At 73.6% G+C, this 12,684-nt stretch carries 9 protein-coding genes and 4 pseudogenes; 4 read left to right on the top strand and 9 right to left on the bottom strand.

The window, feature by feature from the left end:
* Positions 1-13 precede the first annotated feature (13 nt).
* Positions 14-817 (bottom strand): indole-3-glycerol phosphate synthase TrpC, encoded by an 804-nt coding sequence (trpC, locus tag CLT71_RS11610; protein ID WP_199187891.1) that lies wholly within the window; start codon positions 815-817, stop codon positions 14-16.
* A gap of 412 nt (positions 818-1,229) precedes the next feature.
* Between trpC and CLT71_RS11615 the strand changes: the two are divergent.
* A pseudogene (locus CLT71_RS11615) lies at positions 1,230-1,451 on the top strand (hypothetical protein); the annotation flags it as partial.
* Positions 1,452-1,857: 406 nt separating this feature from the next.
* Here the strand turns inward: CLT71_RS11615 and CLT71_RS11620 are convergent.
* From CLT71_RS11620 to CLT71_RS11635, 5 genes and pseudogenes are all read right to left on the bottom strand, one after another.
* Positions 1,858-2,394, bottom strand: a complete 537-nt coding sequence (locus tag CLT71_RS11620; protein WP_486483667.1) for a Trp biosynthesis-associated membrane protein — start codon at positions 2,392-2,394, stop codon at positions 1,858-1,860.
* 170 nt (positions 2,395-2,564) lie between these two features.
* A complete protein-coding gene (locus tag CLT71_RS11625; protein ID WP_101367109.1) occupies positions 2,565-4,190 on the bottom strand; it encodes an anthranilate synthase component I in 1,626 nt (541 codons plus the stop codon).
* Positions 4,191-4,212: 22 nt separating this feature from the next.
* On the bottom strand, positions 4,213-4,617 hold the full coding sequence (gene hisI / locus CLT71_RS37930) for a phosphoribosyl-AMP cyclohydrolase (RefSeq protein WP_101371366.1): 405 nt from the start codon (positions 4,615-4,617) through the stop codon (positions 4,213-4,215).
* A gap of 249 nt (positions 4,618-4,866) precedes the next feature.
* Positions 4,867-5,478, bottom strand: a pseudogene (locus CLT71_RS37935) (nucleotidyltransferase domain-containing protein); the annotation flags it as partial.
* Between the two features lie 132 nt (positions 5,479-5,610).
* Positions 5,611-6,612, bottom strand: coding sequence for an aldo/keto reductase (locus tag CLT71_RS11635; RefSeq protein WP_101371367.1), 1,002 nt, complete (start codon positions 6,610-6,612; stop codon positions 5,611-5,613).
* A gap of 207 nt (positions 6,613-6,819) precedes the next feature.
* Between CLT71_RS11635 and CLT71_RS11640 the strand changes: the two genes are divergently transcribed.
* From CLT71_RS11640 to CLT71_RS11650, 3 genes and pseudogenes are all read left to right on the top strand, one after another.
* A complete protein-coding gene (locus tag CLT71_RS11640; RefSeq protein WP_101367110.1) occupies positions 6,820-7,581 on the top strand; it encodes an ABC transporter ATP-binding protein in 762 nt (253 codons plus the stop codon).
* A pseudogene (locus CLT71_RS11645) lies at positions 7,578-8,332 on the top strand (ABC transporter permease). Before CLT71_RS11640 ends, CLT71_RS11645 begins: the two are co-directional and overlap by 4 nt.
* Before the next feature lie 84 nt (positions 8,333-8,416).
* A complete protein-coding gene (locus CLT71_RS11650; RefSeq protein ID WP_101367111.1) occupies positions 8,417-9,067 on the top strand; it encodes a TetR/AcrR family transcriptional regulator in 651 nt (216 codons plus the stop codon).
* Positions 9,068-9,118: 51 nt separating this feature from the next.
* Here the strand turns inward: CLT71_RS11650 and CLT71_RS11655 are convergent, their stop codons facing one another.
* The 3 genes and pseudogenes from CLT71_RS11655 to CLT71_RS37940 form a co-directional block, all read right to left on the bottom strand.
* Positions 9,119-9,928: a DUF2470 domain-containing protein gene (locus CLT71_RS11655; RefSeq protein WP_486483211.1), complete on the bottom strand. Its 810-nt coding sequence runs from the start codon at positions 9,926-9,928 to the stop codon at positions 9,119-9,121.
* Positions 9,929-10,024: 96 nt separating this feature from the next.
* Entirely contained in the window at positions 10,025-11,812 is a 1,788-nt protein-coding gene (locus tag CLT71_RS11660) for an ABC transporter ATP-binding protein (RefSeq protein ID WP_101367112.1), read from the bottom strand.
* Positions 11,809-12,588, bottom strand: a pseudogene (locus CLT71_RS37940) (ABC transporter ATP-binding protein); the annotation flags it as partial. The gene CLT71_RS11660 and the pseudogene CLT71_RS37940, both read right to left, overlap by 4 nt.
* Positions 12,589-12,684: the final 96 nt, after the last annotated feature.

Below are 12,684 nucleotides of genomic sequence, written 5' to 3' on the forward strand. Positions count from 1 at the left end.
CCGCTTCGCTCGCTCATCGGACCGGCCGGGGGGTCGCCGGGTGGTTGCCGGCGTTTACCAGTTCGGCCACCGCCTCGCGGGGACTCTTCTGGGTCACCAGCCCTTCGCCGACGAGTACGGCGTCGGCGCCGGCCGAGGCGTACCGGATCAGGTCGTGCGGGCCGCGTACCCCGGACTCGGCGATCTTGACGACGTTGTTCGGCAGGCCGGGGGCGATCCGCTCGAAGACCGACCTGTCGACCTCCAGGGTCCGCAGGTTGCGGGCGTTCACCCCGATCACCCGGGCACCGGCCTCCAGGGCGCGGTCCGCCTCCTCCTCGTCGTGCACCTCCACCAGCGCGGTCATCCCGAGCGACTCGATCCGCTCCAGGAGGCCGACCAGCACGTTCTGCTCCAGCGCGGCGACGATCAGCAGGACCAGGTCGGCACCGTGTGCCCGCGCCTCGTGCACCTGATAACTGGAGACGACGAAGTCCTTGCGGAGCACGGGAATGTCCACGGCGCTGCGTACCGCCGCCAGGTCCTCCAGCGATCCGCCGAACCACCGCCCCTCGGTGAGCACGCTGATGCAGCGCGCCCCACCCGCCGCGTACTCACCGGCCAGGTCGGCCGGATCGGCGATCTCGGCGAGCTGTCCCTTCGACGGCGAGGAGCGCTTCACCTCGGCGATCACCCCGACGCCTGGACGGCGCAGTGCCGCGTACGCGTCCCGGGGTGGCGCGGCCGCCGCCGCGAGTTCCTTGATCTGCTCCAGCGGCACCTGTTCCTGCCGCCGTGCGACGTCCTCGCGGACTCCGGCGAGGATCTCGTCGAGCACGTTGGCGGACGTGGCCGATCCGGCTTCGTCTCCCGCCGCGTGCGGATGCTCAGCAGTCACCAACGGACTCCCCTCTCCGGGTGTCATGGGCCGATGCTAGGCGTCGCCACGGGGCGGACGCCCTCGGGGGTATGGCGTGCTTCACGAGATGGACTGGGGCATAATGGCCGACCCTGTGAGCGGACTATCACGCTGCGCCATCGAGGTGCCTCGGGGCCTGGCCCGGATGTGACCGAGATCAAGGAAGCGAAACGCGACCCGGGAGGTTGTCCCGGATGGTGGGCCGGATTCCGGACGAACCGTTAGTCCGGGGGTGACCGACCGGAAACACCGGATCGGCACCATCAACGTCGGGCACACTGGTCGCGGGACCGCCGCCGACCAGTCGGATCGATTTCGTGCGGGGAAGACCATGAGCGCTGCGAAACCTGACTCGACCATCGACCTGACCAGCATTCCTCGGGCGGTACTCTCCGCCGCGGTCGGCATGGTGCACAGCGTCGAGCGGGCGGTGATCGGCGACGCCCGGATCCGGACCGCCCGCGGCAACGCCTGGGAGGCGATCTGCGCGGACCGGGAGCGGGCGCTGCGCCGGGATGAGATCCGCGCCCTGGTGGCGGCGCTCGCCGCCACGCCACCGGCCGGAACCACGACCATCACCGCGCCACTCACCGGAGCCGCGACGACCGGAATGCCTCCGGTCGGAACCGCGACCGCCGCCACGGCCGCGACGGCCACGACGGCACTGGTCGGACCGGCGACCACCGGAACGACACCAGTCGGAACCGCGACGGCGACCACGGCGCTGGTCGGGCCCGCGACCACCGGAACGACACCGGTCGGAACCACGATCGCCAACCCGCCGGCCCGGCCGGCCGGCGAGCAGGTCACCCTCGGCACGCCGGCAGCCGGCCCGAGCGCCGGTCGCCCCGCCGCCGGGCGACGCGGCGCGACCGCCGGCCGATCCGCCGCCACGTCACGCGGCGCGACCGCCGGCCGCTCCAGCCGCGCGCCACGCGGGGCCACCGGCCGCCAGCGTGTCAGCTGACCGTCGGATCCTCGCCCCGGTCCAGCGCGTCCCAGGTTGCCCTCGTGCCCCCGGCGTCCACCCGGCCCTCGGGGGCGACCGGACTCCCCCGGCCCGCCCCGCCGGGCCAGGCCCGCTCGTAGCGGGCACCCATCACCGGCCACCCGCCGCTCCGCACGGCCGTGAAGCCGCCGGCCGCAGCGGCCAGCAGTCCGCCGAGCACGCAGAGCAGGGGCCAGCCGACGCTCACCTCGCCGCCGGTGCCGAACCAGGCGCAGCCGGCACCGGCCGCCACCCCGACACCGAGCAGCGCCAGCACCGCGCCGACCAGCCGGCGCCCGTTCCCCCGGGTGGCGAGGACCGCTCCGGCGGCGGCCAGCCCGACCAGGGCCAGCGCAGGCAGCCAGGGCAGCAGGTCACCACCGGTCCGGGTGACCCGCCCGGGCGGCAGCGGCGCCGGGCGCGCGGTCAGCTCGACCGACCAGGTCCGGGTCGCCGCGAAGACCGCGAGGCCGGCGCCGAGCAGGCAGAACAGCACCGCGTACGTCAACTCCCGCCGCCCCGCCGACCGTGCCGGCTGGTCCGGTGACTGCCCGGATCCGGGCGGGCCGTCGACGCGGGCCGGCTGCGCCGGGGCCGGCCGTTCGGCGGGTACCGCAGGCGCCTCCGGCAGCCGGTCGGAGTTCACCGGGCCCGCCGGAGCGTCTCGCCGGTCGGAGTTCACCGGGCCGGCCGGAGCGTCTCGGCCGCCGCGATCGCGGCCAGTACCGCAGCCGCCTTGCTCCGGGTCTCCCGGTCCTCGGCGGCCGGGTCGGAGTCGGCGACGATTCCGGCACCGGCCTGCACGTACGCCCGGCCACGGCGGATCAGCGCGGTCCGGATCGCGATCGCCATGTCGAGGTCGCCGCCGAAGCCGAAATAGCCGACCGTGCCGCCGTACAGGCCGCGACGGGTCGGCTCCAGCTCCTCGATGATCTCCATCGCACGCACCTTCGGCGCACCGGAGAGGGTACCGGCCGGGAAGGTGGCGGCGAGCGCGTCGAAGGCGGTCCGGTCCTCCCGCAGCGTCCCGACCACCGTCGAGACGATGTGCATCACGTGGCTGTACCGCTCGATGGTGGCGAACTCCGGCACCTCGACCGTGCCCGGCCGGCAGACCCGGCCCAGGTCGTTGCGGCCCAGGTCGACGAGCATCACGTGCTCGGCCCGCTCCTTCGGGTCGGCGAGCAGCTCGGCGGCGAGCCGCCCGTCGTCGGCCGGGCTGCCGCCCCGGGGACGGGTGCCGGCGATCGGGTGCAGCATCGCCCGGCGCTGGCCGTCCGCGCCGGTGCTCACCTTCAGGTGCGCCTCCGGCGAGGACCCGACGATGTCGAAGTCGTCGAACCGGAGCAGATACATGTACGGGCTCGGGTTGGTGGCCCGGAGCACCCGGTAGACGTCCAGCGGATCGGCCCGGGTCTCCCGCTCGAAGCGCTGGGCGAGCACGATCTGGAAGCACTCACCGGCCCGGATCGCCTCCTTGGCCACCTCGACCGCCTTCGGGTACTCGCCCTCGGCGGTCCGGCTGAACACCTCGCCCGGGGAGGGCCGGTCGACCGTGGCGATCATCGGCGGGATCGGGCGGGAGAGCGCGCTGGTCATCGCGTCCAGCCGGCCGACCGCCTGGTGGTACGCCGCCGTCACCTGGGCCGCCCGCTCCGGGTCCTCGCCACCGGCGGCAGCCGCCGGACCGTCGGCCGTGGCGTCCGACGGTGCCGGTAGCAGTGCGTTCGCCACCAGGATCGCGGAGCCGTCGAAGTGGTCCAGCACCACCAGGTCGGTGGCGAGCATCATGCCCAGCTCGGGCAGGCGCAGGTCGTCCTCGGTCAGCGTCGGCAGCCGTTCGATCCGGCGTACGACGTCGTAGCCGAGGTAGCCGACCATGCCGCCGAGCAGCGGTGGCATGGGACCGTGCTCGGAGCCGACCGCGCCGGAGCCGAGTGGGCCGGTGGCGGCCGGGCCGGTCAGCGCCGCCACGGTCGCCCGGAGCACGGTCATCGGGTCGCCACCACTGGGCAGGCTGGCGGGGGGCGTACCGAGCCAGTGTGCCTGGCCGTCCCGCTCGACCAGGGTGGCGGCGCTGCGTACCCCGACGAAGGAGTAGCGCGACCAGGCGATCCCGCCCGCGCCGGCACCCTGCTCCGCCGACTCCAGCAGGAAGGTTCCCGGGCCGCCGGCCAACTTGCGGTAGACCCCCACCGGGGTCTCCCCGTCGGCGAGCAGCCGCCGGACCACCGGCACCACCCGCCGGGTCCGGGCCAGCTCGCGGAAGGTCGCCTCGTCCGGGCTCACCGCTCCGGTGGTCATCGGGTCACCGCCCCAGCGTCGGTCATGTCGTCGGTCCGCCGGTGACCGGCAGTTCGTCGGAGAAGCAGGTCCAGTTTCCGGTGTGGCAGGCCGCACCGACCTGGTCGACGCTGACCAGCAGGGCGTCGCCGTCGCAGTCCAGGGCCACCGAGCGGACGTACTGGTGGTGGCCGGAGGTGTCGCCCTTGACCCAGTATTCCCGCCGGCTGCGCGACCAGTAGGTGGCCCGGCCGGTGGTGAGGGTGCGGTGCAGCGCCTCGTCGTCCATCCAGGCGACCATCAGCACGTCGCCGCTGTCGTGCGCCCGGACCACGGCAGTGACGAGTCCGTCGGGGTTGCGGCGCAGCCGCGCGGCGATCGCCGGGTCGAGGGCCGAGGGTCGCGCGGGGCCGGGTGCGGTCGCCGGGGAGAGATCGGGTACGGGCATAGTTCCCGATTGTTTCGCACGCGGCGCCGGAACCGTCGACCCGTCCCCGCTCCCGCCCACGGAAGTGGCCAGCGCCACGCCGCCGTGCGTGCCGGCCGTCCCCGGTGGGGTGATCGCCCCGGTCCGGTCGGGGCGGACGAGTTGGTCGACGTAGCGGTCGAGCCGGCCGTCGCGCAGGGCGGCGGCGAAATCCGGCCCGACCGCCCCGGCCAGTTCCTCGGCGTACGGGCGGGCCAGCGCGACCGTACCGGCCACCAGGCGGTGCGCCGCCGCGTGCAGCCGGGGCAGAGTATCGGGGCGCAGCCCGAGGCAGGTGAGCAGGTCGTCGCGGTAGTGCTCGGGGGCGACCGGCAGGTCCAGCGCGGCGGCCAGCGCGTCCCGCCGGCTGGCCACGGTCACCGCGGGGTTGGCCAGCCGGAGCACCGAGGGGCAGCGCCGGGCCAGTTCGGCGGCGGCGAGCCGGGCCTCGTACTCGGCACCCCCGGCACAGGCGCCGCTGACCTTGCCGAGCGCGGCGACCAGTTCCGCCAGATCCGGCTCGGCGGGGCGCTGGCGGATCTCGGTGACGTCGACGGAGGACCGCCAGGCGGCGTGTGCCCAGAGTAACCGTGCGGGCGCGATGACAGGCAGTCCGAAGGACCATTCGGCGGGCCGGTCGAGCCGTTCGAGCCAGGATTCGACGTCCCGGACGGCCACCGACAGGTGCGTCAGCCGGTCGCCGGTCTGCACGAGGAATCCGGGGCACGCGGCGTACGGCCCCCCGCTGACCAGGACATCGATGTCCACGTCGCTGTACTCGGTGGCGGCGCCGCGGGCATAGCTGCCGCGCAGCAGCACCCCGACGACGGGCGGGCCGGGCATTGCGCGCAACCGGTCCGTCCAGTCGTCGAGGAACCCGAGTTGCCGTAACGGACCGTGATCCACGGCGTCATCGTGCCGCAGCTCGGATCATGACGCAACGCCCGATCATGCTTCGCCTGGGCGTTTCGTCCGTTATTTGCCGATAAATCGCTTTGACTGCTCCGGATAACGCTCCCCGGCCGCCGCTCCGACGGGTACCGCGGCGGAGAGCTGAGCCACCTGCTCGCCGGTGAGCCGCAGGTCGACGGCGGCGGCGTTCTCCTCCAGATAGCCGACCCGCTTGGTGCCGGGAATCGGCAGTACGTCGTCGCCCTGGGCGAGCAGCCAGGCCAGTGCCGCCTGGGCCGGGGTACAGCCGATCTCGGTGGCCACCTGCCGGACCCGGTCGACAAGTTCCAGGTTGGTGCCGAGGTTCTCCTCGGCGAACCGGGGCACCCGGTTGCGGAAGTCCTCGGCATCGAGCTGATCCCGGCTGCTGATCGTCCCGGTGAGCAGCCCCCGACCCACCGGCGAGTACGCCACCAGCGCCACGCCGAGTTCCCGGCAGGTCGCCAGCATCTCCTGCTCGACGTCCCGACTGAACAGCGAGTACTCCATCTGCACCGCCGCCACCGGGTGCACGGCGTGCGCGGCCCGCAGCGTCGCCGGACTCACCTCGGAGAGCCCGATGAACCGCACCTTGCCGTCCACCACCAGCTCCGCCATCGCGCCGACGGTCTCCTCGATCGGCGTCTCCGGGTTGCGCCGGTGCAGGTAGTAGAGGTCGATGGTGTCCAACCCGAGCCGGGCCAGCGAGGCGTCGCAGGCCTGGCGGGCCCACGCCCCGGAGCTGTCGACGTACGCCCCCGGGGAGGCGGTGCTGCCCCCCTCGCCGATGAACCGGTTGCCGAACTTGGTGGCCAGGAACACCTCGTCGCGGCGCTTGCGCACCACCGGGCCGAGTAGTTCCTCGTTATGTCCCCGGCCGTAGATGTCGGCGGTGTCCAGGTGGTTGATCCCCAGGTCGAGGGCGCGGTGCAGGGTCCGGGTCGACTCCTCGTCGTCCCGGGGCCCGTAGGCCGCGCTCATCCCCATACAGCCCAGCCCGATCGCCGAGACCTCGGGCCCGATGGCACCGATCCTGCGCTTGCGCATCGCTTCCGCTCCGTCCGCCGCACGTTCCACCCTGGCCGGTCCAGCCTGCCCGGTCCAGGTTTCCACCTCACCGCCGGGCCGGCCATCCGGGACCGGTACCCGCCGCCGCCCCACCGGGAAACCGGCCGGCCCCGATCCAGGATTGTCCGCCAACAGAATTTCATCTAGCGTTGATTTCAACACTTGATGAGTTTTCAGGGAGGCATCATGGAGACCGCGATCGAGGTCCGCGACCTCGTCGTGACCCGTGGCAGACGGCGGGTGCTGCACGGGATCGGCTGCACCGTCCCGCGCGGCAGCGTCACCGGGCTGCTCGGCCCGAGCGGCAGCGGCAAGACCACGCTGCTGCGGGCCATCGTCGGCGTCCAGACCGTGGCCGGCGGCACCGTCACCGTGCTCGGCGAGCCGGCCGGCGCCAGTGGCCTGCGGCGGCGGGTCGGCTACCTGACCCAGGCACCGAGCGTCTATCCGGACCTGACCGTCCGGGAGAACGCCCGCTACTTCGGCCGGCTGCACGGCGTCGGCCGGGCCGAGGCCGACCGGGCGATCGCCGACGTCGGCCTGACCGGCGCCGCGAACCAGCTCGTCGGCACCCTCTCCGGCGGCCAGCGCAGCCGGGCCTCGCTCGCCTGCGTCCTGGTCGGCCGCCCCGAGGTGGTGATCCTCGACGAGCCGACGGTCGGGCAGGACCCGGTGCTCCGGGCAGAGCTGTGGCAGCGATTCCACGCGATGGCCGCCGAGGGCACCACGCTGCTGGTCTCCAGCCACGTGATGGACGAGGCCGCCCGGTGCGACCGGCTGCTGCTGATCCGGGAGGGCCGGCTGATCGCCGACGACACAGTCCCGGCGGTACGCGCGGCGGCCGGCACCGACGACCTGGAGGAGGCGTTCCTGCGGCTGATTCAGGCGAACGAGCTGGCCGACGGGGACGGGTTGGCCCGCAGCGGCGACCGGAGGGTGGGACGGTGAACCCGACGATCCTGGCCGTCACCACCGGCCGCATCCTGCGCCAACTGCGGCACGACCGGCGCACCGTGGCGATGCTGCTGGTGGTGCCGGTGGTGCTGCTCACCCTGATCTACTACATGTACGGCGACCAGCCGGCACCGCCGGGACAGCCGGCCCTCTTCGACCGGGTCGCCCTGGTCATGCTCGGCGTCTTCCCGTTCGTGATCATGTTCCTGGTCACCAGCATCGCCATGTTGCGCGAGCGCACCTCCGGCACGCTGGAACGACTGCTCACCACCCCGCTGGGCAAGCTCGACCTGCTCTTCGGCTACGGCCTCGCCTTCGGACTGGCCGCCACTGTGCAGGCGGGTGTCGCGGCCGGCGCGGCGTACTGGCTCTTCGACCTCTCCACCGCCGGCAACCCCGGGCTGGTGGTGCTGATCGCGGTGGTCAACGCCGTACTCGGGGTCGCGCTGGGGCTCTTCTGCAGCGCCTTCGCCCAGACGGAGTTCCAGGCCGTACAGTTCATGCCGGTCGTGGTGATCCCGCAGATCCTGCTCTGCGGTCTGTTCGTCGCCCGCGACCAGATGGCCGGCTGGCTGGAGGCGATAGCAACGCGCTGCCGCTGTCGTACGCGGTGGAGGCGCTACAGGAGGTCGGCGCGCACGCCGAGCCGACCGGCACGATGTGGCGGGACGTCGCGGTGGTGGCCGGGGCGGTGGTGGTCGCCCTGGTGCTCGCGGCGGCCACGCTTCGGCGGCGTACCGGCTGAGGGCCGGGTCACCGGTCGGTGCCCGCCGGAAGGGCGCCGACCGGTGCCGGAGGAACGAGTACGAGTACGAGCACGAGGGCGGCGATGGCACGACGGAGCGGACGGCGACCGGGCAACCCCGACACCCGGGAGGTGATCCTGACAGCCGCCCGGGAGGCGTTCGCCGAACGGGGCTTCGACCACACCTCGATCCGGGCCATCGCGACCGCCGCCGGAGTCGACCCGGCGCTGGTGCACCACTACTTCGGCAGCAAGGACCAGCTCTTCCTCGCCACCATCGACATCCCGTTCGACCCGCAGGAGGTGCTGCCGCAGATCGCCGGCGGTGGGCGCGACGGGGTTGGCGAACGGCTGGTCCGGACCTTCCTGCGGGTCTGGGACTCCCCCGCGGGTACCGCCGGGGTGGCGCTGTTCCGGTCGGCGATCAGCAACGAGTGGACCGCCCGGCTGTTCCGGGAGTTCCTGGAGACCCAGGTGCTCCGCCGGGCGACCGGGCTGCTGGAGATCGATCCGGCCGAGGCGCCGTTGCGCTCGTCCCTGGTCGCCACCCAGATGGCCGGCATGGTGATGGTCCGGTACATCCTGCGGATGGAGCCGCTCGCCTCGGCGCCGCCGGACGTCGTGGTCGCAGCGGTGGCGCCGACCCTGCAGCGCTATCTGACCGGGGATGTCACCGGGCTCACCGGCGAGCCCACCGATCCCGGCACGGTCGACGGGGTAGGGCGGAACGGCTGACCCGGGCGGGCTCCGGCCCGGCCGTCCGGCCGGCAGTCCCGGGACGGCGGGCTACCGGTCGGACCAGACCTGGTCGGAGAGGCTGCCGACCGGCCACCCCTGGTCGGGGCGCTGCGCCTGGTGCCGCCGCCGGCAGAGCACGGGATGCAGCAGCCTCGCCAGCTCCGCCGGGCTGGCCAGCGGGCGGGGGAAGGCGAGCCGGGCCCGGCAGCGGGTACCGCGTCCACCGAGGGCCACCACCATGCCGTACCTGTCGAGCCGGACCACCCGGGGCGGTGGCTCGTCCGCGCCGCCCGGCGGTACGAGGTCGCCGAGCTGGCGCCGAAGGAAGGCCTCGATCTCCGGCCCGTGATGGTCGGCGAGGTCGGCCAGCAGGTCCCGTTCCAGCGGATGCAGCGGATCGGGCTCGGCGGCGGCGTACTCGGCCGGCTCGACGTGCCGCAGGGTGCCGGCGCGTTCCAGCCGGATCTCGACCGGCTCGAAGCGGTGCAGGGTGAAGCCCCGGCCGACGTCGAGCAGGTCTCCGGTCGGCAGCACGTCGGCGAAGTCGAGGGCGGCCTGCCGCGCCTCGATCCCGGCCAGCGGCTCGGGCCAGCCGGAGATCCAGACCCGGCCGAGCGACGGCGCACCGGCGGCCGGTGGCAGGTCGCGGACGTCGAGCACCAGTGCGGTGCCCCGGCTCTCCCTGGGCCGGAGCGCGGCGGCCAGGTCGCTGACGATCGAGACGAGCAGCAGGATCCGGCCCGACGGGTCGGTGGCGTGCCGGACCTGGTGCGGTCCGGGCCGGTAGGCGACCCGGGCGGTCCCGCAGAGCCGACCGGCGGCCAGGGTACGGGCCACCTCGGCGGAGCTGGGCTGCATGACGTCGACCTCCGGCGGAGTTAGCCTGTCCTTAGTAAGGGCAGGCTAACCTATCGGGCGGTCGGCGTCCATCTCACCGCCGTCACCCGCTCGTCACTACCTGGTCTGTTCCAACCAGGAGGCGTAGAGCAGGCCGTAGACCGAGCGCGGGTCACTGACCAGTTCCTCGTGTGGACCGCGCTGCACGATCCGGCCCCGGTCCACCACGATCACCTCGTCGGCGGCCTCCGCAGTGGAGAGCCGGTGCGCGATCGCCACCGTGGTACGCCCCCGGGTCACCGCGTCGAGGGTGCGTTGCAGGCGCACCTCGGTGGCCGGGTCGACGGCGCTGGTCGCCTCGTCCAGCACCAGCAGGTCCGGGTCGGCGACGTACGCCCGGGCCAGCGCGACCAACTGCCGCTCGCCCACGCTGAGCGCCTCGCCACGCTCCCCCACCGGCGTCGCCAGCCCGAGCGGCAGCCCCTCCACCCAGTCACCGAGACCCAACTCGGTGAAGGCCAGCGCCAGCTCCTCGTCGGTCAACTCCGGCCGGCCGAACCGGACGTTCTCCGCCACGGTCGAGTCGAAGAGGAAGCCGTCCTGCGGCACCATCACCACCCGGGACCGCAACGAGGCGAACCGGACCCGGTCCAGCGGCACCCCGGAGAGCAGCACCGCCCCCTCGGACGGGTCCATCAACCGGGTCAGCAGCTTCGCGAAGGTGGTCTTGCCGCTGCCGGTCTCGCCGACCACCGCCACCCGGGTCTTGGCCGCGATCTCCACGTTGACGTCGACCAGCACCGGCGGCCCGCCCGGATACCGGTATTCGACCCCGGCGAAGCGGATGTCGATCGGCCCCGGCGGCAGGTCCACACCCTGCTCAGCCGGGTCCGCCACGTCCGGCGCGACGTCGAGTACGTCGAGCACCCGCCGCCAGCCCGCCACCGCGTTCTGCGCCTCGTTGAGCACCTCGGTCGCGATCTGCACCGGCTGGATGAAGAGGGTGACCAGGAAGAGGAAGGCGGTCAGCTCGCCGACGCCCAGCGACCCGCCGACACCCAGCCGGACCCCGAGCACCACCACCCCGGCCAGGGCCAGGCCGGCGGCGATCTCACCGGTCGAGAAGCTGACCACGCTGGTCCGGATCGCCCGCTGCTGTGCCCGGCGCTGCGCGTCGATGCTCCGGTCCAGCCGCTGCGCCGTCCGGCCGGAGATCCCGTACGCCCGGATCACCTGCGCGCCCACCACGGTCTCGGAGATCGCCGCCAGCATCGCGCCGAGCCGCTGCCGGACCACCCCGTACGCGACGGCGAGCCGCCGCTGGAACAACCGGATCACCGCCACGGCCGGGATGAACGCGGCGAACACCATCAGGGTCAACTGCCAGGAGTAGACCGCCATCACCACGGTGATCACCGCCACCTGACCGAGGTTGATCAGGAGGATCACGCCGCCCCACTGGAGGAACTGGGTGATCTGGTCGACGTCGCTGGTGACCCGGGAGACGAGCGAACCGCGCCGCTCCGCCTGCTGGTGCAGCGTCGACAGGTCGTGCACGTGCCGGAAGGCGCGCACCCGTACCCCGGCCAGCGCCGTCTCGCTGACCGTGAAGAGCCGGCGCATCATCAGGTAGCCGCAGATGGTGGTCACCACGAGTACCGCGGCGGTGGCCGCCACCACGATGCCGACCACCCGGATGTCGGGACCGCCGGGTGCGCGCAGCCCCCGGTCGATGCCCTGCTGAACCGCCACGGGTACGGCGGCCCGGCCGACCATCGAGACCATCGCCAGCCCGAGGGTGCCGGCCAGTCCGTTACGCAACTCCGGGGAGAGCGCCAGCCCTCGCCGGAAGGTCCCCCAGGCGGTCTCCACCCGCTCCGGTACCGCCCCCGTGGTCGTGCTCACGCGTCCACCTCTTCGCCCCGGCGGTTCGCCGGATCCTCGTACGCACGGTCGCGTTCCCGTTCCGCCTCGGCCCGCTCGTACGCGGTGACCAGCGCGGCGTAGCCGGGCGTGGTACGCAGCAGCGTGCTGTGACTGCCCCGGCCGACGACCCGGCCGTGCTCGACGTAGACCACCTCGTCGGCGAGCACGATCGTCGCCAGCCGGTACGCCACCACCAGGATCGACGCCCCCGGTCCCGGTCGACCGTCGGCGTCGGTCGACCCCGACCCCCCGCCACGCAGCGCGGCCAGGATCGCCGCCTCCACCCTCGGGTCGACCGCACTTGTGGCGTCGTCCAGCACCAGCAGCCGGGGCTTGCCGGCCAGTGCCCGGGCCAGGGTGAGCCGCTGCCGCTGGCCGCCGGAGAGCGCGGCGCCGCGCTCCCCGACCAGGGTGTCCAGCGCCTCCGGCAGCGCCGCCACGAAGCCGTCCGCCTCGGCCAGCCGCAGCGCCGCCCAGACGTCGTCGTCGGTGATGCCGTCCCGGCCGAGGGTGATGTTCTCCCGGATGGTGTCGTCGAAGACGAACGGCACCTGGGCGACCAGCGCGGTGTTGCCGGCGAGCGACTCGGCGGTGAGGGAACGCAGGTCGACCCCGTCCAGGGTCACCGTGCCGGCGTCGGGGTCGACCAGCCGTACCGCGAGGGAGACGATCGTCGACTTGCCGGAGCCGGTGGGCCCGACCAGCGCCACCGTGCGGCCGGCCGGGACGGTGAACGAGACGTCGTGCAGTACCGGCACCGGCTCGGCCGGCGGCTCGGCGGGGACGGGTCCGACCGGCGGCGCCACCCCGGTCGGTCGTGCCGCCGCCTCCGGCTCCTCGATCGCCAGCCC

The sequence above is a fragment of the Plantactinospora sp. CNZ320 genome (assembly GCF_002846275.1).

What these genes read in the sequence shown, in the direction of transcription:
- CLT71_RS11635 (WP_101371367.1), bottom strand. Translation starts at nt 6,612, where the DNA reads ATGCGCAAGCGCAGGATCGGTGCCATCGGGCCCGAGGTCTCGGCGATC.
- hisI (WP_101371366.1), bottom strand. Translation starts at nt 4,617, where the DNA reads ATGCCCGTACCCGATCTCTCCCCGGCGACCGCACCCGGCCCCGCGCGA.
- CLT71_RS11640 (WP_101367110.1), top strand. Translation starts at nt 6,820, where the DNA reads ATGGAGACCGCGATCGAGGTCCGCGACCTCGTCGTGACCCGTGGCAGA.
- CLT71_RS11650 (WP_101367111.1), top strand. Translation starts at nt 8,417, where the DNA reads ATGGCACGACGGAGCGGACGGCGACCGGGCAACCCCGACACCCGGGAG.
- CLT71_RS11655 (WP_486483211.1), bottom strand. Translation starts at nt 9,928, where the DNA reads ATGCAGCCCAGCTCCGCCGAGGTGGCCCGTACCCTGGCCGCCGGTCGG.
- CLT71_RS11625 (WP_101367109.1), bottom strand. Translation starts at nt 4,190, where the DNA reads ATGACCACCGGAGCGGTGAGCCCGGACGAGGCGACCTTCCGCGAGCTG.